This is a genomic window from Oceanobacillus picturae, from assembly GCF_000612865.1.
GTDB classification, from domain to species: Bacteria; Bacillota; Bacilli; order Bacillales; family Amphibacillaceae; genus Oceanobacillus_B; species Oceanobacillus_B jordanicus.
The window spans coordinates 2,157,172-2,183,628 of record NZ_CCAX010000001.1; the positions used below are offsets into that span (position 1 = coordinate 2,157,172).

Here is a 26,457-nt window from a genome sequence, read left to right on the forward strand (position 1 = left end):
TCCTTTTTAAAGGGACCCGTGTATCAGATCCCTTTTTTGTTATTACTCATTTTTTATTATTGTGCAATTATAATTTGGTGAAAATCATCCATAACCTCATCTTTGTTCTCTGCAGACCAGCCAAAGTCATAATCTAGCATTTTTATTTCTTCTGAACTGATTAACCCTTCTGGAGGAGACACGTCATCTCTAATAGAGCGGCGGTTAAAATCTTCTACAATCATTTCCTGAACATCCTTACTTACTAGGAAATCAATAAATTCTTGCGCATTCTTATTGTTTTTTGCCTCTTTAATTAATGCTATACCGTCCGGTACAGCTGATGTACCTTCTTCAGGGTAATTCACATCGACTGCAGCTCCTCCTGCAATATATCGATAAGCAGCCTCTTCTAACGTAATGCCGACAGGAAACTCCCCATCTGCAACACCCTTAGGAACCATACTGGAACTTGATAAGATTGCACCATCTAGGTTAGCTACAAAATCTTTAACAAATCCCCAGCCATCTGAACCATCGTCTTGATAGGCAAACAACATCGTTACTAATTGTGTGTATGCTGAACCTGACTTACTTGGGTCAACATATGCAATTTTTCCCTTCCATTGTTCATCTAGCAAGTCCTCCCATCTTTTAGGTGCATCACCTTCAGCTACCATATCTTGGTTATACATAATTACCATAGGCAATGCTGAGAATCCGGTCCATACATTAGAGGGGCTTTTAAAATCCGACGAAATAGACTCATCGCTTTCGGTAACATAAGGTTCAAAACTGCTTTCATATGCCTCTAGCGATTCGGCTCCACCGCCCCAAAAAACATCCCCTCCAGGATTTCCCTCTTCTGCTGTAACGCGATTTAGGAGTTCTCCCGTACCACCTGTTACCATATCAACTTTAATCCCAGTTCTATCCTGAAATTCTTTTATAATTGGATTAATAATTTCGTTTTGGTGTGGTGAATAAACCGTCAGCGAATTTGAATCTTCATCACTCCCTGCTTCACTCCCACCTGAACTGCATGCACTTATAAAACTAAGTAATAATGCAACACTCATCATAAATAGAATCTTTTTCACTATTAAGCCCCCTGATAAATTTTTTATGATACACTACTGATATTAGCAATATATGAAAACGCATACAATGCATTTTTTTTCATAAAAAGTATGTAATTTTTCATGATTGAAGGTGAAGCACATATTAAAAAAATTTCTTAGTAAAAACTTACGAGCAAAGTTAAATATCGTTATCCTTTTCACATCAATTATTCCATTATTACTTCTAGGTTTCTTCACCTATAAATATATATCTGGACTGCTACAAGAAGAAATAAGTGCAAACGAATTGGAAAGGATTACAGCTGTTAATAACCAATTCACTTATTTTCTCAAAGATATAGAACAAATGTCTTTATTCTTTTACAAAAACGACCAAACTCAACGTATATTAAAGGAAGATACAAATAGAAACTTAAAAGAAAAATACGCTGACTATGAAACAATAAACGAAGTATTTGATACAATTACTGGAATAAAAGACTGGGATGTAAATATTTACATTATTGGCTTAAATGGAGATCGTTACTTTTCCAATAATTACTTACCTGCAGATTATACGAACATACGTGAAAATTGGGGAGTATTTAGAAAGGCAAAAGAGGCAAATGGAATGATGGTGTGGGATACAAGATATACAACCGATGAATATGATAATCAAGATGTCGTACTAACAGCAGGAAGATTACTTGTGGATTCGGATAATGATCAAGATCTCGGATATATCATGATTGATATCTACGAATCAGCTTTTACTAGTATTTATGAGGATAATAACCCTCTTGAAAGTAAGCAATATTTTCTGCTGGACAACCAAGGGTATGTTATTTCAAGTCAACCTGATAAAAGTAATATTGGAACTATCTTGAACTCAGATTATATTTCAAGAGTGATGATTGGTGAGAATGGCTTCTTTAAGTTTACTAGAGATAAGGAACCGTACGTTCTCACCTATCACACCTCAGATAAAACAAACTTCAAGCTAATTAGCACTACTCCTTTGGATGTTATTCAGAGTAAGAATAATTTAATCAGAAACTTAACATGGAATTTCGCATTACTAGGAATCATCTTATCAGGCTGGCTCGCCTATTACCTTTCTAAGACCATCACGATGCCCTTATATAAGCTAATGTCTCTTATGGGAGAAGTTGAAAAAGGGAATCTTGATGTAAGATTTGCCAGCAAATATAATGATGATATAGGAATATTCGGCAAAAGATTTAATCGTATGTTAAAAAGGCTGAAGACCCTTATCCAGGAAAGCTATGAGAAACAGGTGCGTTTAAAGGATTCGGAACTAAAGGCATTACGCGCACAAATAAACCCACATTTTTTATATAATACTTTAGAAACCGTCAACTGGTTGGCATGCCTGAAGGGTGTTCATGATATCAGCAGAATCGTTGTCTCCTTAAGCGAAATTATGAAATATTCGGTAAAAAAGGGAGATGATTTTGTTACAATTGAACAAGATATTAAGCAACTGGAAAATTATTTGACGATACAGGAATTCAGATATAGAGATAAATTTGATGTCCATTTGCATGTTGATAAATCTATTCAAAACGGATTAATTCCCTCCCTTCTTTTACAGCCAATAGTCGAGAATGCAATTATTCATGGGCTGGAAAATAAACTAACCAAAGGGAATATTGAGATATCTATTACCAGTTTCCAAGAATATATTAAGATTTTTGTTATAGATGATGGAGTAGGAATGGATAAACATACTCTTGAGATCGTTAATCAAAAAATGGAAGAGGCTTTATCTCTGGACGAATTAGGAATTGGCATAGAGAATGTACGAAAACGTTTATTCTTATGCTATGGAGACGAATATGAATGGAAGCTTTCTTCTATAGTAAATGAAGGTACCGAAATCATGATGATAATTCCTTATAAGGAAGGTTAGAATATGTTAAAGCTATTAATCGTTGATGATGAATGGGTAATAAGGGAAGGATTGGAAAAAACTATTCCTTGGGAAGAGTGGGGGATAGCTGTTACTACAACTGCAAAAAATGGCAATGAAGCGTTGCAAATATTGGAGCAACATAAGCTGGATATCCTTTTAACAGATATTAGAATGCCAGGAATCAATGGTTTAGATTTAATTGCTTCATGTAAAGATAGGTATCGAGCGCTAAAAATTGTTATTCTAACTGGCCATAATGAATTTGAATATGCACAAAAAGCTCTGCGATTGGGAGCAGATGATATTTTATTAAAACCCACAAATGTAGATGAGCTAAAGAGGACCATGTTACATGTTGCTCAAGTATTAAGAGAAGAACTAATTGAAGATTTACATCTTCTTTCCTATTTAGCCAAAAGTGTAATTGAAGATCCGACACAAGATAAAATTCAAAAACTAAAATCCCACGATAGACTCAAGCCTAACTTTTGTATAATCATGATTAAAAATGAAACCCATCTTGTAGAAAGCATACCTTCAGAAAGATGTGTTCTACTAGATCAGACAGTTCACAAACACATTTACCTTTTTCATCATATTGAAAATGAAAGTCACTTTGAACGAATAATTAATGAACTAATTATCAATGTAAAACAAGAAGAAACGAAAATATTTATTAGTTTGTTAACAAATGATTTAGCTGATTTATTAAAAATATACAAACAATCGAGCGTAGCAACTTTCACTTACTATAAAAATGAGACACTAACCATTTTTAAATATAAAGATGAGAAGTATACACGTGGTATAGAGGACGCTATAAGATATATTAATAATCATTTCAACAGTTCAATTAGCCAAGTTGAAATGGCTAATCAGTTATATATGAGCAATAGTTACTTTAGCAAATTATTTAAACAACATACTGGTATGAACTTCGTAGATTATATCACACTAAAGAGAATAAACGCTGCTAAGCAAATGCTACGTGCAACCAATTTAAAAACGTATGAAATTGCTAAAGAAGTCGGGTATGAAGAATCCAGATACTTTAGTCAATTATTCAAAAAGAAGACCTCCTATACCCCAATGGAGTTCAGAGAAAAAAATAGTTAGTGAAACAATGCAGTGCAGATCCAAACTGGTATTTTATGGTATAAAAAACTCATAGGAAGGATCAAGCGGATAGTAAATTCATAGATTCTCGCTCTCGCGCGAAGACACTGCCTAATATAAAACTGTGCCAGCATACAATCGACAATAATGGAAGTAAATCTAAATTGTTACAAAAGTTATTCGCTATAATAATTACACAAAAAATTAGAATTAGTGTTTCTACTAAAAACCCTAAGCTCTCTAATGTGAGCCTTCACTTGTCCCGTTATAGTTATACTACTTGTAATGGGGACGCATCACCATCTCCGATTAGGGGCCCCATTTTCAACTAGTATATTCTTAGTCAAAAACCGACAATGAGATTAATGTGTTTTCTAGACAATCTCTACAGCCTATTGCTTTCACATGCCGCTAGGTCAAAGCAGAGCTCTAACTCCTACTAGACACCAGACATGTTCGTACCTCGTATAACTTTTTCTTCATTCCCCTGAATACTTTCTGTATTCTAGCAACTAGATCTAAATGGTTTCTTTAATTCCATATATAATAAAGCACAGAGCATCATTCTACCCTGTGCTTTCAAGTCATTATACCTACTCCTTCATCGACCCAGAAGTTAATCCAGACACAATTCTTCTTTGGAAGAACAGTACCAGTATTACAATTGGAATCGTCACAATTACCGTTGCTGCGGAAATATCGCCCCACGGTACAGAGTATTGACTCTGGTACATGGAAATCCCTACTGGGACGGTACGCCATGCATCATCACTGTTAATCGTCAAAGAGAAGAGATACTCATTCCATGCTGCGATAAACACGAGGATTCCTGTCGTGAAGACTCCTGGCGCTGCCAAAGGAAAGATAATTTTCCGAAATGTTTGGAAGGGACTTGCTCCATCCAATTTGGCAGATTCCTCTAACTCGAATGGAATCTTTTTAAAGAAGGTTGCCAGAATCCAGATTGCTAATGGAAGACTAATTGTAATATAAGGAATTACCAATCCTAGGTAACTGTTTCGCAGCCCCAAATCTGTTACTAAATTAAAGATTGGGGAGATAATCGCGATTTGGGGGAACATGGATGCTGCAAGCACTATTCCAAGTATGAGACCTTTCCCCTTAATCGGCAGCCTTGTCACAGCGTATGCTGTAAAAGCTGCAAAAGCTAGTGATACAATCGTTGTTAGTCCAGATACGACAAAGCTATTTAGCATATACCTTAGTAATGGGCGGTTTGTCAAAGCTGCATCATAGGAATCCAAGGTCGGCGATGTAGTAAACCATGAGAAGGATGAAAAGATCTCCCCCACAGGTTTAACGGAGGTTAAAAAGACCCAGATAAACGGAAACATGACGAGAAAGACAAAGGCTGTCAAAAAGATATAAAATCCAATTCCTGCTTTTTTATTCATCTGTTTCCCCTCCTCATTTTGTACGACCTGCAAATAGATCGGATCCGATTAATTTAACAAAGATAAAACTAATGAGCGCTACACACAAGAAAACGATAACGGAAAGAACCGAACCTTCTCCAAAATTCTGTTGCGCGAAGAGTGTTTTATAGGCATAAACCGATATAGACTCGGTCGCATTCGCCGGTCCACCACCTGTTAGCACATAAATTAAGTCAAATACCCGGAAGGCATCCAGACTTCTGAACAATAGCGCTACAAGAATAGAAGATTTCAAGAGTGGTAGGGTGATGCTCCAAAATTGCTGCCATTTATTCGCTCCATCCACATTTGAGGCTTCATAGAGTGGTGCTGGTATGGTTTGTAGACCTGCTAGGAGCAGTAAAGCCATATACGGCGTTGTTTTCCAAACATCTGCTAGGATGATAGAGAACATTCCTCCATCTGCAGTCGATAACAACCAAGATGCACCTGGAATAAGGTTAAATACCTCCATGTAGTGAGCCACAATCCCGGATTGACCATCATATAAAAAGCCCCACATCATGGCCGCTACTGCTGTCGGTATCGCCCAAGGGATTAACACAGATGCTCGGACAAGTCCTCTCCCTTTAAAGGCTCGGTTGATTAACAGTGCCACTGCAAGTCCGATGACAAGCTCAAGCGCTACGGTTACGACAGTAAAAAAGGCCGTATTACCTAAAGCTCCCCACATTCTCGAGTCTTTCAAGTATTTAGCGTAATTTGCTAAACCAATAAAGTTAGATTCTAAAATATTTTCGGATGTAGCACCTAGTAAATCAGCAGTCTGGGTGATCGTTGACGCTACTTCTTCATTCGGCGCCTGCTCTGCGGCAGTCATTAACTCTTTCTGTGCATTGGTTAAAGTATCCCTGTATTCCGATGCAAAATCATTATCCAAATCGGCATATTTGAGCTCATTGTCTCTCACAGGGGTAAAGCTTGCCAGCATTTCATCGATTTTTTCAACCTTTTGCTTCATTTCTTCATCCTGAATCAATTCCGCATGAAACCCTTCAATATCTTCTTGGATAGCTGTCGCTGTGGCAGCTAAGTCTTCATTCTCACTGCCCAACGTTTCCAGCTGGCCCTCAATATAAAAATGATTATCGACATAGCGTTCTAAATCAATTGTGGATCCTAACATCAATTGCGATCTTGTCGGGTCGTTTAGCCTGTAATCAAACAAGCTATTATAAAAGGATTGTGCAACCGGCCACAGTACGACTGCAATAACTAATAGAAGTGATGGAAGCACCATGGCATAACCGAGCTGTTTCTCATTTAGTTGAAAGCCACGCCGATTGTTTTTTTTCATCCTGATCCTCCTTGCTCATGTTTGCTTAATAGAAAAGCAAGATGAGCAACTTGCTCCTCATCTTGCTTTATTCAAGTTATTCCACCATGGCTGCTTCCATTTTCTCCTGCATGTTTGCAGCTGCATCTGCTGCAGACTGTTCACCTGTTAAAGCCTTTGATAATTCAATTTGCATAATGTCAGAAATCTCCGGATAGATTGGTGTTACAGGACGCGGTACTGCTGACTGCAATACTTCTCTAAATTCCGGGTTAGCAAATAAAGAGCTAACATCCTGAACTTCTGGGTCATCGTACAATTCAACAATTGTCGGGGCACGACCACCTTCAACAGCGGAGATTTTTTGCCCTTCTGGACCAGAAATAAATTTCACAAACTCCCACGCTGCTTCAGGATGTTCGGAGTAACGGTTAATCATCGTCATCCAACCACCAAGTGCTGCTGCACTTCCCTCATCACCGGCTGGAAGCATTGCCATTTCCACATTATCTACAATTGCGGAACGTTCTTCGTCATTGGATGAAGCCATCATATACGGCCAGTTTCTAGCAAATACCGCTTTTCCTTCGATCCAAGCATTTTCTGTTTCCGTTTCCATGAAATTCAGAATGTTATCAGGAACAAAATCTGATCCTACAACTTCCTGCATCTTTTCAATTGCTTTTACTGTCTCAGGACTATCCACTACGACCTCGTTATTCTCATCCACGACCTGCCCACCATAAGAGGCTATATATTCAATCGCATTTGTAATTAATCCTTCATATTGAGCAGATTGCATAAGATAACCAAACTCTGTTCCTTCTTGTCCTTGAAGTTCTTTTGCCTGGCTAATTAGTTCATCCCATGTTTCAGGTGGTTCTTCTACAATATCCGTACGATAGTAAAACACTCCGGCATCTGTATATTGCGGCATCGCCCATTGTCTTCCATTAAATTTCCCTGCGGCAACGGTACCTGGGAAATAAGACTCTAGATCTATGCCATCCTTTTCAATGAAACGATCTAGCTCTAGTGCATAATTCGCTTGGGCAAATTCTGCTGGCCAGATTACATCCGCATTGAAAACATCAATTTCCGTACTTTGCGAACTGAATGTAGTTACATATTGGTCATGAGACTGACCCGTGTCTGCTGGCATCTCCCGTTGTTCCACTTTAATATTAGGATGTGCCTCTTCAAATGCTTTAATGACAGCATCTGTAGCTGGTGTCGTATCCACCCCACGTGCATACACGATTGTAACCTGTTCATCTTCTGTTGCTTCCTCAGCGTTTTCACCAGAATCTGTGTTTTCCTCTCCATCCGTGCTTGATGTTTCTTCCCCTTCGCTATTACATGCTGCTAAAAATACCGCCAACGAGATAACCAATAATGACCAAATAACATAACGTTTGTACTTCATGCTTTTAACCCCCTTGGTATAGTAAACATTTCCTACGTGTGAAAACGTTTACATTTGACTTTATAATATACACTGCAACCCAATCTGTCAACCTGTTTTTCGAATTATTGGTGAATTATTTTGCCATTTACCATCTTAACTAAAGGAAGATTTAGTTACGGAAGAAGCCTCCTTCTGAATTGATCACCTGGCCTGTAATCCATGCTGCTTCTTCGCTCGCAAGAAAGGCAATTAATCTGGCAGCATCATCCGGCAGGCCAATTCGCTTTGTCGCAAATTTTGGTGCCAACTCCTCTTTTAGCTCCTCTGACATCCAGCCCGAATCTGTCGGACCAGGATTAACAGCATTCACTGTAATGCCAAGATTTCCGATCTCTGCTGACAAAGAAAGGGTGAACGCAGAGATGGCTCCTTTTGTTGCTACATATGCCAGCTCTTCCAGCATGGGACCTTGCGCCTGGCCTGAGGTCATATTAATAATTCTCCCAGCTTGGATTTGCTTTTTTTCAAATCTGCGAGCAAATTCGACACATAACAAAGATACCGAACGAATATTTACGGCATAGTGCGCATCCAACGTTTGGGCATCCAGCTGCTGGTATCCATCTCGTGTGGAATATGTTGCATTATTTACTAAAATACATGGAAATTCGAGCGCCTCCTCTGCTACGTTTAGAACCTTTATTGCCGCATCACAATTTGCCAAATCAATCGATGCTCCTTCACACCGTACGCCATATCCCGTAATCTCTGCTTTAAACTGTGTCTCCCATTTTTCAGAGGCTTGCCAATGCGTAAAAAAAATATCATGCCCAGCTGCAGCCAACCGTTTGCATGCTGCTGCCCCGATTCCGTTTTCATGGCTAACCCCTGTGACCAATGCCGTTCCTTTTTTCATATTATTCTCTCCCTTATGTAGAATCTCGTTTTATGAGCTTGTGCTCTAGTACTCTACTATTTACAAGAATCCCACTGATTTCATCCATAATCATCTCAGCTGAAATACAACCCATTTCATACATTGGCTGAGCAATCGTTGACAATGTAGGAAATGCCATATCCGAAAACGTAATTTTATCAAAGCCAATAATGGCAATATCCTCTGGTACTTTCTTCCCCAGTCTATGAATCTCCTTTAATGCCCCAATCGCATAGACATCTGACACTGCAAACACGGCAGAAGGGCGATCGTTGAGCTCCAGGAGTGTCCTGATGGCCTTTTGACCAGCTTCAAATTGGAGATATTCAGCGTTGTAAACCCACTCGTCATGAAATGGTAATCCGTGTTCCTCCATTGCCTTTTCATAGCCATTCTGTCGCTGTCTGGCATACAAAAATCGTTCATCAGAATTAATCAGTGCGATTTTTCGGTGTCCTGACTCGATGAGATGCGTAACAGCATCATATGCTGCTTGTTCATTATCAATTGTCACATACGGAATAGGGCTCTCTGTATCATATTCACTGCACTGGACGACTGGGTAGCTCTCTGCAAGTTCCAGCAGTTTATTTTTATTTACAGAGGGATCCATGGATATAATTCCTTCTGCTAGCCTGTTGCGAAGAAGGTTGAAATAAATGGCTTCCCGCTTAGGATTGGAATCCGTCTCGCAGAGCAAGATATTATAGCCTCTAGCAATTGCCGTATCCTCGATCCCATTAATAATTTCTGTGTAAAAAGGGTTGGAAATACTTGGTAGAAGCACAAGCAACAGATTGCTTTTTGAGGTTCTTAGGTTTCTGCCTAACACACTAGGTGCATAGTTCAACTCGCTAATCGCCCATTCTACCCGCGTCCTTGTTTTCTCCGCTACACGCTTATTCTCATTCACCACCCTGGATACCGTCGCAACCGAGACCCCAGCTAACTTCGCCACATCATGAATCGTCACCATATCCCTCACCCATTTCTTTTTGTAAACGTTTTCATTAATCGTAAATTGAAACCCAAATTGTGTCAATAGGTGAATAGGAGTAGAATGGAAATTTTTTCTTGGTGGATGGATGGGATCAGGTTGGTTCTTGGGTGATATTCTCTCGCTCTCGGACGATGTCCTCTCGCTCTAGGGCGATGTGCTCCCGCTCTCGGCCGATGTCTCCTCGCTCTCGGGTGATGTCCTCTCGCTTTAGGGCGATGTTCTCTCGATTTCGGACGATGCCTCCACGCTCTCGGCCGATGTCCTCTCGCTCTAGGGCGATGTGCTCTCGCTCTAGGGTGATATTCTCCCGCTCTCGGGCGATGTCCTCTCGCTCTCGGCTGATACTCTCAGTCTCTTGGGCGATACTCTCTCACACTCAGGCGATACTCTCAACCTATCAGCCGAAAGGCACCCCCTCTACAAATAAGCTGCAATAAACTCCAATGTTTTATCCGTGTGGCTATTCATACTCATATCATGGCCAGAGAAAGGATAGACTTCCATGCTTTTGGGAGCATGTATCAAATTATATACACCATAGCTCGGCTGAGGTGGGCAAATAATATCACGTAGGCCAACCGCGAATCGTGTTCGGCAAGTTATTTGCTCTGCTAGGTTGACATGGTCAAAATACGACAGGGTTTCATAAACCTGCTCTGTAAGTTGCGGATTCTGCCGCAAGAAGTTTTCGACTATTGTTAAAGAACCTTCAAATTTCTGCTCCATTGCCAGCGGGATATCACACATGTTTGGCATATCCGCCACAGCAAGCTTAGGACGATCATCCAATGCAGCAACCGCAAGCGTGATTCCTCCCCCCATACTGCCGCCAATTACACCAATGCGTTCAGCATCTATCTCTTTCCTCGTACAGAGAAAGTCGATTGCTCTGACAGCATCCATATATACATTCCGGTAATAATATTCATTTTTATCTAGTATCCCTTTTGTCACCCAGCTACCAGTTACCTCTGAAGAATAAAGCGCGGCATCGCCACTTTCTCCATGACCACGGCTATCCACTGCCAGCACTGCGTACCCTTGGATTAGCCATTGCATATACTGTGCAACAGATCCTTTATTTCCTCCGTAACCGTGAAAAAATAGCAAACAAGGCAACTTCTCCTCCGCATTCCTTGGCAATAGGTAGTGGGCGTGAATCGGTGTGCCGCCGAAACCCTGATAAATAACACGCTGAACTTTTACTTGCTTAATTGGATATTCTCTTTCTGATATTGTCGCTGATAAAGGTTGTCTACTTGATTCTAGCAAGGACTTATCCCAAAATGCCTTATGATCAGAACGTTTAGTTGATGTAGGTATATAGGTTTTTAAATGTTCTACGGTTCTTTGAATATGTTCCATTTTTCTCGCTTCCTTTCGTCCTTGTTTCGACAGATAGCCAAAAAATATTACCCGGGAAATAAATAGCGAATCCTGTTTGCAATATTTCCACGAATCACTGTCTTATTTGTCTGTATTAAACTGGTAAGAGCTCTTTTTTTTCTAATTGCGCTTCTATACGTTACTCCAATGTCGTTAGAGTTTCTAGCATTTACTCGTCTTTTAGCAAAGGCTTCGTATACTTCAAAATTTCATCAGCTTCATTCTATCTTATTGGCTTTACTTTATGCCTATGGAACCTACAAAAAAGCATCTTTTTCAACAATTTAAAAAAACATAGATTTCCATCTGCACCAAAAGGGTAGTATACTAAAAGCAGGATGTTGCGAGAGGAGAATCGAATTGCAAAAAACGTTTTCAATTAAGACAACACGTCACGCAGATATGCTCGACATTACGAGCAAGCTAGAAGAATGGATCTATGAAACAGGTGTCGAAGAAGGGATTCTCGTCGTTTCCTCTTTGCATACCACAGCGGGAATTACCGTCAATGAAAATGCGGACCCTGATGTAAAAACGGATATGCTTATGCGCCTTGATGAAATTTATCCTTGGGATCATGCTAAGGACCGTCATGCAGAAGGAAACACAGCTGCCCACTTAAAAACAAGCACAGTCGGTCATGCCCAAACCCTGATCGTAGCTGAAGGAAAATTGGTACTTGGTACATGGCAGGGTGTCTATTTTTGCGAATTTGATGGCCCACGCGAAAGAAAATACCAAGTTAAATTAATAGCTGCTGATTAGAAACTTTATGTTTTCCTAATAACGTATTAGAAAAAGCATGGCCACCCAAGGGAGCCATGCTTTCTTTATTATGAGAGACGAACAGATGTCCCAGTTTCACTACTTTTATAAATGGCTTCAATAATGCGAGAGACTTCAAGTGCCTCTTCTGGTTTTACGACTAGCTCCGCATTCCCCAAACAACTATCGACAAAGTTATGGGCCTGCGCGATACCCGCCTCATTTTCATTATGATCCGCTTTCGTTGTCGTCGTCATAAAGGTTCCGTGTTTTGGCTGATAAAATTCCAATGGATAGAGATTCAGACCACCATCAACGCCAGAAATGCTCAGGTGTCGTGCGTCTTCCTTGATATTTGCGGACCATGAGCATTCTAAAAACAATGACGCTCCGTCTTCGAATGTAATATAGGCTGATACATGGTCATCCACATCAAATGTTTCGGTATCAAATACGCCCCAATCATTTATTTGATTAGGTGTTTTACTAAGACGGTTATATGTTCTGCCACTAACTTCAGCAGGTTTTGGACCATCAAGCAACCAAAGGGCAAGGTCAAGCATATGACAGCCATAGTCTATCAGACTACCGCCCCCTTGTAATTCCTTGTTTGTGAAGACGCCCCAGCCAGGAACTTTACGACGTCGCATTGCTTCCACACGGGTTACAAGCGGATCGCCTACTTCTTGATTACGTACTGCTTTTTTGGCCACCTGTGCTGGTTCAGTGAACCGGTAATGGTAAGCTATGGCTAATTTTTTCCCTGACTTTCTGGAAGCATCCAGCATGCGCTGGCATTCCTCTGCAGTCATAGCCATCGGTTTTTCACACAACACATGAACTCCGGCTTCAAGTGCAGCTACTGCGATGTCTGCATGAAACTTATTTGGTGTGCAAATGGTTACTGCGTCAACCACATCAAACAGATCCGTATAGTTATCAAATACTTGTGTGATGCCAAGCTTTGATGCCACTTCATCTGCCCTTTCTTTATTCACATCCTGTACTGCTGTGATCTCGACTTTCTCTTTCATTTGAAGATATGCGGGGATATGCCTGCCCTGCGCTATCCCGCCTACTCCGATAATTCCCATTTTAAGCATGTATGTTAACCCCTTTATTAAAAAATAAGCAAGCACAAAATTATGGCTAAGAACTGTTCATAGACACGAATGGAGATGTCCATCTCCAGCCCCTAATATAGGCGCTGGAGCTTTTAAATCATCCGCAAATTCGCTTTGTTTCTGCTGATTCTAATGCATTCAAAATAACTTCTAGTGATTTCTTTCCATCTTCGCCATCAATTGGTGGGGTTGTGTTTTCCGTAATACTTGTAATAAAGTGATGGATTACTTTCGAGGTCGTCTGTCCACCAGCATCATTTGTTTGAATACCACCAAGCTCATACTTCACAACTTCTCCGCTCACATATTGTGCAACTAAGGAGAAGTTCGGGTCATCTTCCAATCGAAGTGTTGCCTTCTCTCCGTAAATAACCGTCGAATTATCCTCTTTAGCGGAATATGCCCAGCTTGCTGCCAATGTTCCAACAACCCCGCTTGCAGATTTTAAGATACAAACGGCATTATCGTCCACGTCAGAACCTTCTTTTGCCGAGCTTTCTACAAACCCCGCAACTTCTGTAAATTCTTCTCCAAGCAAGTAGCGCATAAGGTCCGCTTTGTGAACACCTAGGTCACCCATTGCACCGATAAACGCTTTTTCCTTTTGAAAGAACCAGCTGTCTTTTCCGTCTACGCTCCATCCTTCAGGTCCACCATGGCCGAACGCAGTACGGAAGCTGTATATTTTTCCAATTTCACCTTGCTCAATTAATTCTCTCGCCTTCTGATGTGAAGGTACGAAACGCTGATTATGCGCGATCATGAGCTTCTTCTCGTTTTTGTTTGCTGCATCAATCATTTGCTGTGCTTCCTCACGAGATGTCGCCATTGGCTTTTCACATAGCACATGGCATCCTGCTTCCAGTGCTGCTATGGATACTGGTGCATGTAAATAGTTAGGTAGACATACACTTACAGCATCCACTTCTTCTTCTTTTAACAGCGTTTCATAATCTGTATAAGCGGTTGCTCCGTACTTTTCTGCAGCTGCTTTTGCGCGTTCCTCCACGATATCGCAAACTGCCGTGATTTCGACTCCTGGCTGTAGATCATACTCGATTAAATGGCGATGCTTTGCAATGCTTCCACATCCGATTACTGCTACTCGAACTGCTGTCATGTTATTTTCTCCCCTTTATTTCTTTGTGATTTCCTCTAATGGCTGGTGGTTTCCACGAACAGGCTCCGGTGTATTCGTATTGGCTGCCCATTTCACGCCATTGATGATAACTTTTTGAATTTCCTTGTTATGGTAAGTGGGATATGTTTCATGTCCAGGTCGGAAATAGAAAATCTTCCCACGGCCACGCTTAAAGGTTGCTCCACTACGGAATACTTCCCCACCTTCAAACCAGCTAATGAATACTAATTCATCTGGTGCTGGAATATCAAAATGCTCTCCATACATTTCTTCTTTTTCTAACTCAATGTATTCCCCAATGCCTTCCGTAATTGGGTGGGTCGGATCTGCAACCCATAGTCTTTCTTTTTCATCCGCTTCTCGCCATTTTAAGTCACAGCCAGTACCCATTAGCTTCTTAAATACTTTGGAAAAGTGAGCTGAATGGAGCACAACTAACCCCATGCCATCAAGGACACGTTGCTTCACTTTTTCAGCGACCTCTTCGGTAACCTCTTCATGGGCCATATGTCCCCACCAAACTAAGACATCGCTTTCATTTAAGACCTCATCTGTTAATCCATGCTCTGGTTCGTCAAGCGTTGCTGTTCTCGTATCATAACCTGCTTCTTCTAGAAAAGATGCTAATTGCCCATGGATTCCTTCTGGATAAATCTCGGAAACTTTCTCATTTGTTTTTTCATGGCGATTCTCATTCCAAACCGTTACTTTCATTTTTAAAAACTCTCCTTCTGTCTAAATATAGCGCTTACTTTATACTTAACTATGATTATATCATTTTCTTTAATGCTTCTACATTTTTCTTTGCACTATCTAATGGGTCACCTGTGAAATGCTCTTGCTCTACGATAAACCACTCCACATTGTGATCAAGCCCTGATTGAATTAATTTATTCATATCTAGTGTGCCTGTGCCTATTTCAGTAGAGATCTTTTCTCCATTTTCTACTTTAATATCTTTTAAATGAAGGGAGATACATCGTGTTTTATAATCACGGATAATTTTGTTCGGATCATGTCCTGCATAGGTTGCCCAAAAGCAATCTAGCTCCATTTTCACCAACTCTGGATCGGTGTTCTCAAATAATAGTTCAAATCCAGTTGTTTCTTCTATTCTATCAAACTCAAAAGCATGATTATGATAACCAAATTGAAATCCTGCTCCTTTCAGCTCTTTCCCAATTTGATTAAATAATTCTGCTGTTTGTAAGTAGCCCGCTTTATTTTCACGCATGGAGTCGGGCAGGTATGGACAAATGATTAACTGATTCTCAATAGCTTCGTGGTAGCGCATAACCTCTTGCAGGTTATTTTGTAGTTGATCGATAGGCACATGCGCCCCAGCTGGTCTGAGCGTTGCTTTATGGAGCGTCTTTTTCACATCTTCTGCTGATGCATCATAAAAACCGGCAAACTGTACGCCTTCATAACCGAGTTCCCCAACATCTGTAAGTAATTTTTGAAAGTTTGCTTCAGCAGAATCCCTTACTGTATAAAGCTGTAATCCAATTTTCCCCATATGATCCTCTCCTTTTCTAATAAAGTGAAACTTCAATCAGTGGGGGGGTTTCGTTTTTACCCCACTGATTGTTAGTTGAACGAATCGGGGTGTTAGCGTCCGTTTACTCCCACTCAAACTACTGTTTCTCTTCATGTTTTGAAGTGGGAGTCTTACGGACGCTTGCACCGGGATAATTTTAGTTTAACAGATGGTCATCCTGGGTAATAGTATAATACCCTTAAAACCTTCCCTTTTTAAATAATGTAATGTAGAAAACCGGACGATACCAGTATGGATCGCCCGGTTTTCTTTTTGAGATCACGGCTTGTATAAAGTTAACGCACTTTGTATGACCCTTCTTACACAAATACTTCGATTGTATTGTCATCCGCTTCAAGCGCTTGATCTAGCTGTTCACGCGGAATACGAATTCCACCCGCTCGGTATGGGTTAATAAGCTCGGTTGCTTCACTAATTGCACCGTTAATTAGCACTTGCTGCTTCTCAGCATTTAAGTGGTAAACAAACGTTACAGGCTTGCCATTCCACGTATATGTGAAGCGCAGACCATCCAGACGTTCAGGCAGTACTGGATCAACGATAAGATCGCCGGCAAATTGGCGTACGCCTAATGTATTGGCAATTAGTTGATTCATGTAGATTCCCGGGCCGCTGGAGTAAATGCGCCAGCCACCTTTCACCTTCACAGAACCGTCTCGTAATTTACCAAATTGCTCTTGTGCTTCATAACGAGTCTTAAAGTCACCATCTGAGCTACTGAAGTAAGCATTGCTCTGACGCAGCTCAGCGTTTGGCACCACATCTTGGATCGCGATCGGGTTAATAACTGCTAGTCCATCCCATGTTTCGTCACCATATCCAAGCTTCGCCATCGCTTCTACATACCGAATATGTGCATGAACATACTGAAGGCCAATTTCCCGACCAAAGTTTGACGCTTGCTCTGCCCGCTTAAAGTGTGTGCTCACACCACCTTTATAGTTTGCCGGGCGGTTCATTAAGCGAACACCATCTGGGAAGAAAAGATGTTTTTTAATGATGTCATAATGTGATTCTGCCTGTTGTAATGTAAACAATTCACTAATGATGCTTTGTTGCATAGGAAGCAGTCGATAATTAATCCCTGTTTTTTTATCGGTAGGGTGCAGCATTCTTTCCACTTCCCCTGGCTCTTCCATGTAAACAAAACCTGGGATAATGTCTGTTTGCATTAGGAAGTCATTGAAATCACGCTTAATTCCTTCTACCAATTCCTGTGTTTTGTTTGCCGTTTCTTCATCTACATCTTTCAACACATTTGTCATCTTGCGCAATGCTTCATACGTCAACGCGACAGTCCAGCTGCTTGCCATATATTTTTTTAGGTTCTGATTCGCAGGCTGTAGCGTGTCGTCCCAATCCCCATCATCATATGCTGACAAATACGTATCATGAAGAAAATGTGCGTTGATGTAATCCATTTCTTTCTTCAAATGATCAAGTAGTGTTGCTTTTTCTTCGGTGAATTCATACGTATTACGATCTGTATACGGAATCTCTTCCTTTAAAATTGCTGTATCGCCTGTTGCCTCAATATAATCACATACGACCTTCATCGGCCACACGATAATATCTCCATGGCTGTCATCCTGCTGAATCTTGTTATATTTATCAAACATAAACCACTGTGGCCAGTTACCCGTATCCTCATATTGGTGCGCAAAGATCGTCTTAATGATATCTCTTACCGTTTCATAGCGCTGGGTTGCCATGAAATACTCGGCAGGTCCTTGGCTGACGTCCCTTGTTCCCCAAGCAGCACCACCGTATTGCTCCAAGCCGTGCGGAACAGAGAAATGTACCAGCATATTATGGGTATACCACCATGCAAGGGTATTTACCTTCTCTATTTCTCTTACATCCCGCTTGTTTTCCTGTTCTAAATGGAAGCCTTGCATCACTTCTTTGTAATAGGAACGATAATCTTTAACGACGTCTGTAAAAAGGTACGGTGCAGGACGGCGCTTTTCACCATAAAGATCACCAGATATGATCATCGTCCACTTGGATGTTGGCTGTAGTTCTAGAACAACAAGGGAAGCACTGCCAGGTTCAACATTTTCAGCGAGTACTCTCTCATCTTTTACATCGATTTCGGTTCCCATCACCTGCATGGTGTACGTGAGGTCTGGATACGTTTCTTTACTACCAGCTTCCTCACTCGCTGCGAAGGTTAGCGTGTTGCCGTCAGTAGCCAGCTCGTATGGAACTTCAAATTCGTTGTTTTGCATCGTCGCCTGGTTTGTCACAAGGAAGCGATATGCTTTCCCTTGTTTTGAGGTCACATCAAGTTGAACATCTGCTGTATCAACCATCGTAAAGGTGGTAACCGTCACAACATCATCCTGTAGCTTGTAAATCCAACGGGCATAGTTAAAGCCAATTTCGAATAAAGAAGGCATTGTTAGCAAACGGAACTCCCCGTCTACCTCTAGATAAATTCGTTGACCAGATGTCTTCATTCGATTTAGTGGGTTTCTAGCATTGGACAGCATTTTATTCATATTCGTATTCCCAATCGAAACTTGCGAGTTAAATAACCCATACATATACACGTTAGTGGTGATCGTCGTATCTTTGACCACATCATTATGACCACTCATTAAAATATGGCCATGTGGACGCTCAACCGCTAATTCCTTTTGTTGCAAAACGACGTGCTCATGCGTTGGGGTGAAAAAGGAAAGAAGCCCTGCTTCCGTTTTTTCCTCAAGGCGTCGTTCTGGATAGTAAGACCCAATCTCTGCTTCTGTCAGTTCCTCGGCAGCCAGTGGTGCACCAATTGTGTTTGCTTTTTTGACTTCCGGAAGTGCTGTACCTTGTCCTGCTTCCTCAAGATTATCCCACGCCTGCTGTACAAGGCTCTCTGCAACCGCCTCAGTTACTGCAGCTTCCTGGTTTTCTTGAAATAGTCCGTAAAAGACAAATTGTTGCTGACCATTTAGTTGTAATTTTTCAGATTGAAGGGCTGTATATGCAAATTCATATTGATACACTTCGTTTGCCAAGCTCTCCTTGTTCAAGACCTCAGGTTGATTTGTTCTGCGATAGCTTTTCCCGAAAAATTGAAAGCCGTCTGTCGAATACCCGACTGTTTTGCCAAGTGCTCCCTGCTGAATATATGGAAAACCACTTTGCATCGGCTGGTTTTGTCTTGTCGCAATCGTATAACCATCGTGATTTTCAAATATTTTATGGTCCATGTACTGGGACATATAGGCCTCATTGGAGCGGACTGCTCCCTTATCAGCAAGACCTAAGTCTTGTCCGTAGACAAGGTCCACTTCTTTCCCTTCCCCTTCTAACTCAACATTCCAAAACCACATGTTTTCTGTTGCCAATTGGAAGGTGACGGTGTAGTCGATCCCAGCAGCCTCTCCCTTCCACTGCATGCCATTATCTAGCTGGCTAAATGTGCTAGTTGATGCCACTCCAAGCAATGGAAATGTTTGTATTTCATTAGTTGTGTGCAATCGTAAGTAAATGTTATTTAGGGAGCCATCAATCGGGTTCGCCATAAGCTGATTAATTAATGTTTCGTTGTGCGTTACTTCGAAGATATCCCCGCTGTTTAGGAACGTAACCTGTAAATCTCCTTTTTGCATAGGGATGTAGGTATTAGTTAGCTTCATGAAGCATTCTCCTTTTTCTTATGTCTAGTCACTATATGGAATCGCGTTGGTAGAGCCCGCGTTCTCGGCCGATGTACTCTGGCTCAAGGCCGATGTTTTGGAGCTCGCGGGCGATGTTTTGGAGCTCGCGGCCGATGTTTCAGTTCTCTCAGGCGATGTCTCCGCAATTTCGGCCGATGTTTTCACTCTCAAAGCCGATGCACTCGCTTTCTCGGCCGATGTTCCTTCGTTCACGGCCGATGCACCCGCTCATTCTAAACGGACACTTATCACTTTTCTATTCTAATTCAAAGCTCTGTGCTTCTACCTCTGCACTATTTGGTCCTACAAACACGACAAATTCGCCTGGGTCACTTGTGTAGCTTAGATCTGCATGATGATAACGCAGTTGCTCTTCTGTGATTGTAAATTGGACTGTTTTCGTCTCGCCTGGTTCTAGATGGATTTTTTCAAATCCTTTTAATTCTTTCAATGGGCGAACTATTTCGCCTACTTTGTCCTGAATATATAGTTGCACAATTTCTTCGCCTGCTACTTTTCCAGTATTGGATACATTAACCTGTGCTGTGAGCGTTTCGCCCTTCTTAAGTGTCTCACGAGAAAGGGAGAATTGGTCGTAGGCATAGGTCGTGTAACTAAGGCCATATCCAAACGGGAACATTGGCGCATTCGGGCTATCAAGATACTGCGATACATAGCGAATCTGCGCATCTGGCGCTCCTTTTGGTCGGCCAGTATTGAAATGATTGTAGTAGACAGGTACTTGTCCTACATTGTCTGGGAACGACATGGTTAATTTACCTGAAGGATTCACTTCCCCATATAGTAAGTCTGCAATGGCTGCTCCGCCTTCCGTGCCTGGGAACCATGCCTCCAGCACCGCATCGGTTTTATCAATTACGCCGTGTAAATCTAGTGGTCTACCATTAAATAGCACTGCTACAGTTGGCTTTCCGATTTTTACAATCTCTTCTACTAATTTAAGCTGTGGTGCTGGTAGTTGAATATTTGTTCTTGAGCCTGCTTCTCCACTCATTTCCGAAGCCTCGCCAAGTGCAAGTACAACTACTTCTGCCTCACCTGCTAACTTGATAGCTTTTTGTAAATCATCATCTTCTCCTGTTTCAATGTCACTGCCTTTAGCGGCTATAACTTCTTTGTTTAGCTTTTGCTCGATCCCAGCCTTTACCGTAATCGCATCATCGGTTGAACCGAGGAAAGACCATGGTCCAAGGATATCGTTTCCTTCCGCAAATGGGCCGATGAGGGCAATCTTTTGCTCTTTTTTCAAAGGAAGAACATTGTCATTCTTCAAAAGGACAGCCGATTTAGCGGCAAGATCCTGTGCTGTTTGGCGATGCTCGTCACAGCGGATCACCTCTTTTTCACGTTCTTCATCTGCTCCCCGATACGGGTTTTCAAATAATCCTAGTTTCTGTTTTAATTCAAGCACCCGTAAGACAGCTTCATCTAATAGGCTTGCATCCACTTTTTCTTCTTCAATCAATTCCTTGAGATGGCTGGCATACGTTGTAGTCATCATTTCAATGTCCAAACCTGCCTTTATAGCTTTTTCGGCTGCTTCTTTCTCATTGGCGGCAACCCCATGTGGGATAAGCTCTTTCACAGCACCCCAGTCAGAAATCAAGACACCATCAAAGCCCCATTCCTCACGGAGAAGATCACGCATCAAGGTTTTGTTTCCGGTAGCGGGAATGCCATCAACCGTATTAAATGCAGTCATGACCATTTCACTTCCTGCCTCCAGTGCAGCTTTATAAGCAGGCAGGTAATATTCTCTTAAATCTCGTTCTGACATATTGACTGTATTGTAATCACGTCCACCTTCTGCTGCACCATAAGCAGCAAAATGCTTCACACAAGAAGCCAGTGTGTCCGTATTATTCTTTAAATCATCGCCCTGGAATCCCTCTACTTGAACTCTAGCAAACGCCCCATTCAAATAAGGATCTTCTCCTGTTGACTCCATAACACGTCCCCAACGTGGATCGCGTACAAGATCAACCATTGGAGCAAAGGTTACATGTATACCTGAAACAGCTGCTTCTTTCGCTGCAATCTGTGCACTCTTTTCTGCAAGCTCCAAGTCCCATGAGCTACCTATTGCAAGTGGCACCGGAAAAATTGTCCGGTATCCGTGTATGACATCCGCCATCATTAAAAGCGGTATTCCCAGTCTGTTTTCCTGTAAATGGCGTTCTTGGATTGCTTTTATTTCTTTTGCACCCCACGCACCAAGTACGGAACCTGTATTTTCCACTGTTTCATCCGTAACGTTCATATTTACCATCGGACCGGTTATTTCTCCGCTGTTGGATGCACCTTTAAAGAATGGTGTTGCAAGCTGCATGAGCTGTGCCACTTTTTCATCTGTTGTCATTCTACCTAATAAATCGTGTAGGAATTGATCTGTCATGTGTCTTCCTCCGTTTCAGCATATTATACAACTTTCGTTGGCTTCATTTTTCCAGAAAAAACTTGCATTCTTTCTTCTTATACTTAGGACTTCATCATTTCAACTACGACCTCATTTGCTTCCTAGCTAAAATTTGAAAAACTTAGCTTATCGCCAAGCCTTCATGGCACTAATATAGTAGAGATGTTTTCTACTTCCCTATCTGCCAAAAAATAAATTAATAGTTGCAATCGGTTTCAAATACTACTATAATCGATTTGTAGAAACGTTTCAACAAAAACATAGAATTTTCAACAGGGGAATTTTAATCTCCTCTCCTTAAGAACCGCCAGAACAACAAGAAGTGATTATAAATTCACGTAAAGTGAGTATTTTTTAATCTAAACTTGAAAACGATTTCAAAATGTTTTATGCTATTTTTGAAGAAACGTTTCAATAAAACTCTCTGAACAAGGAGTGATGGTGTAACTAGCCAGAACATGGAAGACTCTGAAATACTTTATTATAATTAAAACTACTATATTTAAGGGGTGTACGTATGAAAAACAATAAATATGCATGGCTTTCAGCAATTTTGCTAAGTGTAGTACTTGTATTAGGCGCTTGTTCATCTGATGATGAATCGAGCAGTGGATCCTCAAGTGATTCGGATACTATTTCCGTTTGGACAATGACAAGTGGATTAGAAGAATTTGTAACAGAGTATGAAGATGAATCTGGTGTAACTGTTGAAGTACAGGCAATCCCTTGGGATAACGCCCATGACAAACTTCTAACTGCTGTAGCTTCAGGCAATGGACCGGATGTTCTACAGATTGGTACAACATGGGTTGCAGAATTTGCCGAAGCAGGAACATTCCTTGATATTTCGGATAAAATTGATGACTATGACAACTTAGCAGCTGACAATTTCTATGAATCTGCTGTGGAAACAACGAAATATGAAGACACTACGATCGGAATTCCTTGGTATGTTGATACACGTGCTTTATTCTATCGTACTGATTTACTAGAAGAAGTCGGATACCCAGAAGGTCCACAAACATGGGATGATATGGTAGATGCATCTCGCCAGTTGGCTGATCGCGGCGATGGACAGTATGCCATTGACTTACCTGCAACCGATCCGCAATTCCCGTTCTTATTAGCATGGGAGCATGGTTGGAATTATGATATGGATAAAGGATCCGCAAGCTTTGATGATCCTGGTTTCAAAGAAGCAATTGAGTTACACAACCTTTTCTATAGTGAAGAACTTTCTCAAACCGGAGAAGGAAAAGAATTCTTCCAAGCATTTGAAGATGGCTCTAAGCCAATGTTCTTCAGTGGCCCTTGGGATATCAAAACAATTACCGAAAGAGCCCCTGAGATTGAAGGTCAATGGAATGTTAAAGTGATGCCTAAAGCAGAGAACAACAATTCTATGATGGGTGGCGCACACTTGGCTGTTTTCAATAACTCTGAAAAAGTAGACCAAGCGCTAGATTTCATCAACTGGATGGCAGACCCGGAAACACAAGTAAAATGGTATGAGGAATTTAGTGAACTGCCTGCAAACCTAACTGCTTGGGAAGATCCTGCATTAACAGAAAACGATATGGTTGCGACGTTTGGTGAGCAATTGAAATCAACACAACCACTTCCACTAATTCCTGAGTATGAAAGATTAGGTCAAGAGATTCTGAATATGCTTGAGCAAATCAACCGTGGTGGCGCGGATATTGATGAAGCATTAGAGGATTACAAAGCCGAGGCAGCACGCGTTCTCGGTGAGTAAGATAAGTAAAATCTTAGAATCATAAAATACAAAATAGAGTTTATCAAGCTACGGCATGATAAGCTCTATTTTTTAATAATGGTTGTGGAACGTATGCGATGGAGACAATAACTTTTAATTCGCTCAGCGTTTTGTTCGCTCCAGCTGATTAGACCCTCTCCTCCCTCTATATTACTTCGTCTTGATCAGTCTCCAATAGTCGATAGCAGATCTCCTAATCTATAGTTTGCGAAAAATGATAGAAAAGGAGGAATTTTTTCTTGCAATCGATTTCAAAACCCACTATAATCAAATTATAGAAACGTTTCAACAACTTATGCTTTAATAAGAAAGTGAAACGAGTTCATCATATAATACTTATACCAATACCAGTTGCGGGAGTTTCCTTACATTTTTTATTGATTTGTTGAAAACGATTCCAATATTTCGGTTGCATCGGTTTAATAGAAACGTTTCAACTTTTCTAAACTTTATTTGGAACCAACTCCTGTCAGTATGTAGAACAAGCGCACACAAGTGAAAGGAAATCCTAGACCTTTCGACATGTCAATTAAGGGGTGAACGTAATGAATCGCTTTAAAAGTAATTTAACACCATATTTCTTTATCATGCCTGCTGTTATCCTACTCGGTATATTTTCTTTCCTACCGATCCTTGTTTCATTAGTTATTAGTTTTACAGATATGAATTTAAGCGGGCTAGCAAACTGGTCGCAAATCAGTTTTATCGGCTTCGATAACTTTGTCCAGTTATTCCAGGATGATGTTTTCCTTAAATCGATGGGAAACACTTTTATTTACGTTATTATTGGGGTACCTTTGGCAGTAATTAGTTCCTTTGTCATCGCACTACTATTAAAACTTGTATCTGACTGGATGTCCACGACTTTCCGCGTCATTTACTATGTTCCTTCTGTAACGAACATTGTAGCGATAGCTGTCGTGTGGAGTTTCCTTTACAATCAGGAATACGGGCTTTTTAACTATCTATTGTCACTTGTGAATTTTGACGCCATCCCATGGTTAGAAGATCCATTTATTGCTAAACTTTCCTTGATTGCAATGGCAGTTTGGAAGAGTAATGGAGTCAGCATGCTGATTTTCCTTGCAGCACTGCAGTCCATTCCTAACATGTATTATGAAGCAGCAGACATTGATGGTGCAAACCGCTGGCAGAAGCTTTTCAAAATCACGCTACCTTCTATGAGCTTTGCTACTTTCTTTGTTGTGGTTACAACACTAATTGGCTGGTTACAATTCTTCGAGGAACCATTTGTTATGACAGAAGGTGGACCTTTGAATGGTACGAATTCACTTGCTCTATTTATCTATCAAGAAGGTTTCCAATATAGTGAATTTGGCTATGGTGCAGCAGCATCCTTTGTTCTGTTCATCATTATCATTCTAGCAACTCTATTACAATTTAAACTAAGAAAATCTGAAGATAATTAAGGAGGCGGCTTCCATGGATTTAAAAAATAATTTTGAACGTGCCATTATCAACACGGTCCTTTTCATTGGCGGGCTGCTTGTATCATTGCCATTTGTTTGGATGATACTTAGCTCATTTAAGAATGAAAGAGAAGTATTAAGTATTCCGCCAACCTTGTTCCCAAATGCTCCAACATTTGAGCATTATATAAATCTATTTACAAATTTGAACTTTGACGTTTACTTAGTCAATACATTGGTCATCGTCTTTTTCTCCATGATCGGTTTACTGTTAAACACAATGGCCGGCTATGGTTTTGGTAAGTTTCAGTTTAAAGGAAAAGAAATTTGGTTCGCAGTTGTGCTTCTAACCATGATGATACCTGGTCAGGTGACCATGATTCCTACGTACTTAATCCTAAATGAAGCTGGCTTAACGAATAGCATGACGGGAATTATTCTTCCTGGGTTAATTGCTGCATTTAATATTTTCTTAATTCGACAGTTCATGGTAACCATTCCAGATGACCTGATCGAAGCAGCTCGTCTCGACGGTGCTGGCGAAATGTATATTTTCCTTAAGTTGATTATTCCCTTGGCAAAACCAATTCTCGCCGTACAGGTTATCCTGACATTCATCGGTTCATGGAACAGTTTCCTATGGCCATTGATTATCGCAAACGATGAAAAATTGTACACGTTATCGGTAGGCCTTGCACTACTACAAGACCAAAACGTTTCAAACTACGGCTTGCAGATGGCAGGTTCCACCTTTATGGTTGTTCCTGTACTCATTATCTTTATCATCTTCCAGAAACATATTGTGGAAGGGTTCAACGTATCTGGTATAAAGTAAAACTTCAATCAGTGGGGGGGGTTCGTGCTTCCCCCAACTGATTGTTAGTTGAACGAATCGGAGTGTTAGCGTCCGTTTCCTATCACTTTGTGTTTTGAAGTGGGAGTCTTACGGACGGTTGCACCGGGATAAATAAAATTTTACCCGGTAGAGGTCTTACTTCCCGTTACGGCGGGAT

19 protein-coding genes are annotated in these 26,457 nt (G+C 40.9%); 6 read left to right on the top strand and 13 right to left on the bottom strand.

Annotated features, from left to right (window positions below):
• Nucleotides 1–56 precede the first annotated feature (56 nt).
• A complete protein-coding gene (locus tag BN988_RS10825; RefSeq protein WP_051557829.1) occupies nt 57–1,079 on the bottom strand; it encodes an ABC transporter substrate-binding protein in 1,023 nt (340 codons plus the stop codon).
• Between the two features lie 112 nt (nt 1,080–1,191).
• On the opposite strand from BN988_RS10825, the gene BN988_RS10830 reads away from it, so the two are divergent.
• Together BN988_RS10830 and BN988_RS10835 are read left to right on the top strand one after the other, a co-directional pair.
• Nucleotides 1,192–2,973: a cache domain-containing sensor histidine kinase gene (locus BN988_RS10830; protein WP_036576112.1), complete on the top strand. Its 1,782-nt coding sequence runs from the start codon at nt 1,192–1,194 to the stop codon at nt 2,971–2,973.
• A 3-nt stretch (nt 2,974–2,976) separates the two neighbouring features.
• The gene (locus BN988_RS10835; protein WP_036576115.1) at nt 2,977–4,092 is read left to right on the top strand and encodes a response regulator transcription factor; all 1,116 of its coding nucleotides are present in this window, start codon (nt 2,977–2,979) and stop codon (nt 4,090–4,092) included.
• Between the two features lie 593 nt (nt 4,093–4,685).
• Here the strand turns inward: BN988_RS10835 and BN988_RS10840 are convergent.
• The 6 genes from BN988_RS10840 to BN988_RS10865 all read right to left on the bottom strand — a co-directional run bounded on the left by BN988_RS10840 (nt 4,686) and on the right by BN988_RS10865 (nt 11,535).
• Nucleotides 4,686–5,507, bottom strand: a complete 822-nt coding sequence (locus BN988_RS10840; protein ID WP_036576117.1) for a carbohydrate ABC transporter permease — start codon at nt 5,505–5,507, stop codon at nt 4,686–4,688.
• Nucleotides 5,508–5,520: 13 nt separating this feature from the next.
• The gene (locus BN988_RS10845) at nt 5,521–6,846 is read right to left on the bottom strand and encodes a carbohydrate ABC transporter permease (RefSeq protein ID WP_036576120.1); all 1,326 of its coding nucleotides are present in this window, start codon (nt 6,844–6,846) and stop codon (nt 5,521–5,523) included.
• A 76-nt stretch (nt 6,847–6,922) separates the two neighbouring features.
• A complete protein-coding gene (locus BN988_RS10850) occupies nt 6,923–8,251 on the bottom strand; it encodes an ABC transporter substrate-binding protein (protein ID WP_036576122.1) in 1,329 nt (442 codons plus the stop codon).
• A gap of 151 nt (nt 8,252–8,402) precedes the next feature.
• Nucleotides 8,403–9,149 carry an SDR family oxidoreductase gene (locus tag BN988_RS10855; RefSeq protein ID WP_036576125.1) on the bottom strand — a complete coding sequence of 249 codons (747 nt, stop codon included), beginning with the start codon at nt 9,147–9,149 and terminating at the stop codon, nt 8,403–8,405.
• 13 nt (nt 9,150–9,162) lie between these two features.
• The gene (locus tag BN988_RS10860; RefSeq protein ID WP_036576128.1) at nt 9,163–10,146 is read right to left on the bottom strand and encodes a LacI family DNA-binding transcriptional regulator; all 984 of its coding nucleotides are present in this window, start codon (nt 10,144–10,146) and stop codon (nt 9,163–9,165) included.
• A gap of 441 nt (nt 10,147–10,587) precedes the next feature.
• On the bottom strand, nt 10,588–11,535 hold the full coding sequence (locus tag BN988_RS10865; RefSeq protein ID WP_036576131.1) for an acetylxylan esterase: 948 nt from the start codon (nt 11,533–11,535) through the stop codon (nt 10,588–10,590).
• A 381-nt stretch (nt 11,536–11,916) separates the two neighbouring features.
• Between BN988_RS10865 and BN988_RS10870 the strand changes: the two genes are divergently transcribed.
• Nucleotides 11,917–12,321, top strand: coding sequence for a secondary thiamine-phosphate synthase enzyme YjbQ (locus BN988_RS10870; RefSeq protein WP_036576133.1), 405 nt, complete (start codon nt 11,917–11,919; stop codon nt 12,319–12,321).
• Between the two features lie 68 nt (nt 12,322–12,389).
• On the opposite strand, the gene BN988_RS10875 is transcribed toward BN988_RS10870, so the two are convergent.
• From BN988_RS10875 to BN988_RS10905, 6 genes are all read right to left on the bottom strand, one after another.
• Entirely contained in the window at nt 12,390–13,424 is a 1,035-nt protein-coding gene (locus tag BN988_RS10875; protein ID WP_036576136.1) for a Gfo/Idh/MocA family protein, read from the bottom strand.
• Nucleotides 13,425–13,542: 118 nt separating this feature from the next.
• A complete protein-coding gene (locus BN988_RS10880) occupies nt 13,543–14,565 on the bottom strand; it encodes a Gfo/Idh/MocA family protein (protein WP_036576139.1) in 1,023 nt (340 codons plus the stop codon).
• Nucleotides 14,566–14,580: 15 nt separating this feature from the next.
• Complete coding sequence (locus BN988_RS10885; RefSeq protein WP_036576142.1) at nt 14,581–15,300, bottom strand: ThuA domain-containing protein; 720 nt, start codon at nt 15,298–15,300, stop codon at nt 14,581–14,583.
• Nucleotides 15,301–15,355: 55 nt separating this feature from the next.
• On the bottom strand, nt 15,356–16,105 hold the full coding sequence (locus BN988_RS10890) for a sugar phosphate isomerase/epimerase family protein (RefSeq protein ID WP_036576144.1): 750 nt from the start codon (nt 16,103–16,105) through the stop codon (nt 15,356–15,358).
• A gap of 341 nt (nt 16,106–16,446) precedes the next feature.
• On the bottom strand, nt 16,447–19,779 hold the full coding sequence (locus BN988_RS10895) for a GH36-type glycosyl hydrolase domain-containing protein (RefSeq protein WP_036576147.1): 3,333 nt from the start codon (nt 19,777–19,779) through the stop codon (nt 16,447–16,449).
• A gap of 277 nt (nt 19,780–20,056) precedes the next feature.
• On the bottom strand, nt 20,057–22,216 hold the full coding sequence (locus BN988_RS10905) for a glycoside hydrolase family 3 N-terminal domain-containing protein (RefSeq protein WP_036576151.1): 2,160 nt from the start codon (nt 22,214–22,216) through the stop codon (nt 20,057–20,059).
• Nucleotides 22,217–22,754: 538 nt separating this feature from the next.
• On the opposite strand from BN988_RS10905, the gene BN988_RS10910 reads away from it, so the two are divergent.
• The 3 genes from BN988_RS10910 to BN988_RS10920 all read left to right on the top strand — a co-directional run bounded on the left by BN988_RS10910 (nt 22,755) and on the right by BN988_RS10920 (nt 26,279).
• Nucleotides 22,755–23,993 (top strand): sugar ABC transporter substrate-binding protein, encoded by a 1,239-nt coding sequence (locus BN988_RS10910; protein ID WP_036576153.1) that lies wholly within the window; start codon nt 22,755–22,757, stop codon nt 23,991–23,993.
• A gap of 566 nt (nt 23,994–24,559) precedes the next feature.
• A complete protein-coding gene (locus tag BN988_RS10915; RefSeq protein ID WP_036576154.1) occupies nt 24,560–25,444 on the top strand; it encodes a carbohydrate ABC transporter permease in 885 nt (294 codons plus the stop codon).
• A gap of 13 nt (nt 25,445–25,457) precedes the next feature.
• Nucleotides 25,458–26,279, top strand: a complete 822-nt coding sequence (locus BN988_RS10920; protein ID WP_036576156.1) for a carbohydrate ABC transporter permease — start codon at nt 25,458–25,460, stop codon at nt 26,277–26,279.
• The last annotated feature ends 178 nt before the right edge of the window (nt 26,280–26,457 follow it).

What these genes read in the sequence shown, in the direction of transcription:
- BN988_RS10835 (WP_036576115.1), top strand. Translation starts at nt 2,977, where the DNA reads ATGTTAAAGCTATTAATCGTTGATGATGAATGGGTAATAAGGGAAGGA.
- BN988_RS10840 (WP_036576117.1), bottom strand. Translation starts at nt 5,507, where the DNA reads ATGAATAAAAAAGCAGGAATTGGATTTTATATCTTTTTGACAGCCTTT.
- BN988_RS10845 (WP_036576120.1), bottom strand. Translation starts at nt 6,846, where the DNA reads ATGAAAAAAAACAATCGGCGTGGCTTTCAACTAAATGAGAAACAGCTC.
- BN988_RS10850 (WP_036576122.1), bottom strand. Translation starts at nt 8,251, where the DNA reads ATGAAGTACAAACGTTATGTTATTTGGTCATTATTGGTTATCTCGTTG.
- BN988_RS10855 (WP_036576125.1), bottom strand. Translation starts at nt 9,149, where the DNA reads ATGAAAAAAGGAACGGCATTGGTCACAGGGGTTAGCCATGAAAACGGA.
- BN988_RS10860 (WP_036576128.1), bottom strand. Translation starts at nt 10,146, where the DNA reads ATGGTGACGATTCATGATGTGGCGAAGTTAGCTGGGGTCTCGGTTGCG.
- BN988_RS10865 (WP_036576131.1), bottom strand. Translation starts at nt 11,535, where the DNA reads ATGGAACATATTCAAAGAACCGTAGAACATTTAAAAACCTATATACCT.
- BN988_RS10875 (WP_036576136.1), bottom strand. Translation starts at nt 13,424, where the DNA reads ATGCTTAAAATGGGAATTATCGGAGTAGGCGGGATAGCGCAGGGCAGG.
- BN988_RS10880 (WP_036576139.1), bottom strand. Translation starts at nt 14,565, where the DNA reads ATGACAGCAGTTCGAGTAGCAGTAATCGGATGTGGAAGCATTGCAAAG.
- BN988_RS10885 (WP_036576142.1), bottom strand. Translation starts at nt 15,300, where the DNA reads ATGAAAGTAACGGTTTGGAATGAGAATCGCCATGAAAAAACAAATGAG.
- BN988_RS10890 (WP_036576144.1), bottom strand. Translation starts at nt 16,105, where the DNA reads ATGGGGAAAATTGGATTACAGCTTTATACAGTAAGGGATTCTGCTGAA.
- BN988_RS10895 (WP_036576147.1), bottom strand. Translation starts at nt 19,779, where the DNA reads ATGAAGCTAACTAATACCTACATCCCTATGCAAAAAGGAGATTTACAG.
- BN988_RS10905 (WP_036576151.1), bottom strand. Translation starts at nt 22,216, where the DNA reads ATGACAGATCAATTCCTACACGATTTATTAGGTAGAATGACAACAGAT.
- BN988_RS10910 (WP_036576153.1), top strand. Translation starts at nt 22,755, where the DNA reads ATGAAAAACAATAAATATGCATGGCTTTCAGCAATTTTGCTAAGTGTA.
- BN988_RS10915 (WP_036576154.1), top strand. Translation starts at nt 24,560, where the DNA reads ATGAATCGCTTTAAAAGTAATTTAACACCATATTTCTTTATCATGCCT.
- BN988_RS10920 (WP_036576156.1), top strand. Translation starts at nt 25,458, where the DNA reads ATGGATTTAAAAAATAATTTTGAACGTGCCATTATCAACACGGTCCTT.